The following is a 1,815-nucleotide window of genomic DNA, read 5'->3' as shown; positions in this document are numbered from 1 at the left end:
CTCCCCGCCGGGGAGAGGGAGCCCCGCCGTGCACGCGGCGAGGTCGGAGAACGACCGCACCGCGGCCTGTGCTCGCCCGGGGCATCTGCGTGGAACGATTCGTGCCCAAGCTTGCCCTCCGGGGGAGAGTTGAAACACGACCTGATCAGATCCCCAGCAGCGTCTTCGACGTGCCGCCGCAGATCTTCGCCACCGTGTCGGCGTCGAGGCCGGCCGAGACGATGTGCTCGACCGGCTCGTACTCGGCCATGTCGTAGGGGTAGTCGGTGCCGAGGATCACGTGGTCCGGCCCGAACACCTCGACCAGCGCGCGCAGCTGGTGCGGCGTGAAGACGACCGAGTCGACGTAGATCTTCTTCAGGTAGCTGGTCGGCGGGTGGGGCAGGGTGCCGTGCGTGTCGGCGCGGGCACCCCAGGCGTGGTCGATGCGGCCCGAATAGGCGGCCAGGTAGCCGCCGCCGTGTACCGCGACGATCTTCAGGTTCGGGTGCCGCTCCAGCACGCCGTCGAAGATCAGGTAGTGCAGCGCCATCGTGGTCTCGAAGGGATTGCCGATGACGTTGTTGAAGTAGAAGCGTGTCAGCCGCTCGCCTTCGGTGAATCCGTTGGGGTGCAGCAGCACCACGGCGCCGAGCGCCTCGGCCTTCGCCCAGAACGGCGCGAAGGCCGGATCCGAGAGTTCCTTGCCGGCGACGTTGGTGAGGATCTGCACGCCCTTGTGACCGAGCTTGGTCATGCAGTGCTCGAGCTCCTTGGCGGCCTCCTCGCAGTTGGAGAGCGGCACGGTGCCGAACACCAGGTAGCGGTCGGGGTTCTTCGACGCGTACTCGGACAGGCCCTCGTTGACCATCCGGCTCGCCGGCACGGCGATGTCGAGCGGCACCGTGTAGTAGCACTGCGGCGGCGGGCACATGATCACTTGCAGGTCGAGACCCATGGCGTCGAGATCGGCGAGCCGCTCGGTGACGCCGGTCATCTGCGGCGTGCGCTCGGCGTCCTGCTTCTGGTTGAGCGCCTTGGTCTCCGGCGTCGAGAAATGGGCGAGCGGAATCGTCGACCAGTCGAGGTGCGGCTTGGCGAACTCGGCCGCGCGCGGCACCGCCACGTGGGAGTGGATGTCGATGGTGAGGCTCTTGGGGCGGATCTCGCGGCCGGGACGGCCCTGCGGACGGGCGGCGCTGGGGCCGTAGCGGTTCCAATCGTTCGCCATGCGGCGACTCCTTCTCGTTCGTTGCCGACGCGCAGTCGGGAAACGCGGCTTCGGGAAAGCGGGCAGGGCGGGGCGGAAGCTGCCCGATGCGGAAAGGAGCGTGCCGAGGACCGGGCTCGCCGAACCGCCTGCCGGAGCCGCCGGTCGGTGGCCGGCGCTTTCGCCGGCGAGGAACACGAACCTCGGCCCGCGCTCTGTATAGAAGGCTTCGCGACGCCTCACAATCCGCGCCGTGTCACGATCGAGCGGCCTTCCGCTACTGCACGCCCAACAGGTCGACCTCGAACACCAGCACGCTGTTCGGCGGAATCTTCGGCGGCGCCCCGGCGGGGCCGTAGCCGAGCTCGGGCGGAATCGTCAGGCGGCGCTTGCCGCCGACCTTCATGCCGGCGACGCCCTGGTCCCAGCCCTTGATCACCTCGCCGCCGCCGAGCGTGAAGGTGAACGGCGCACGACCGATCGAGGTGTCGAAGGTGGTGCCGTTGGTCAGCTTGCCGGTGTAGTTCACCCGCACGCGCTGGCCGGCGCGGGCCTCGGCGCCGGTGCCGACCTTCAGATCCTGGATCCCCACGCCGGCGGCGGGCGCGGCCGCGGGCGGCGGAGCG

General features: G+C 69.5%; 2 protein-coding genes. Both read right to left on the bottom strand.

All coding sequences use genetic code 11. The features are described 5' to 3' along the window. Positions 1-145 precede the first annotated feature (145 nt). Positions 146-1,210: an amidohydrolase family protein gene (locus CH341_RS31065; protein ID WP_111423523.1), complete on the bottom strand. Its 1,065-nt coding sequence runs from the start codon at positions 1,208-1,210 to the stop codon at positions 146-148. Positions 1,211-1,466: 256 nt separating this feature from the next. Beyond that, positions 1,467-1,815, bottom strand: a 349-nt coding sequence (locus CH341_RS31060) for an FKBP-type peptidyl-prolyl cis-trans isomerase (RefSeq protein ID WP_210208697.1), incomplete at its 5' end; no start/stop codon positions are given.

Origin of the sequence: Rhodoplanes roseus (assembly GCF_003258865.1) — a bacterium.
In the GTDB taxonomy this organism is placed as follows: Bacteria; Pseudomonadota; Alphaproteobacteria; order Rhizobiales; family Xanthobacteraceae; genus Rhodoplanes; species Rhodoplanes roseus.
This window is presented reverse-complemented; position numbering and strand designations above follow the sequence as displayed.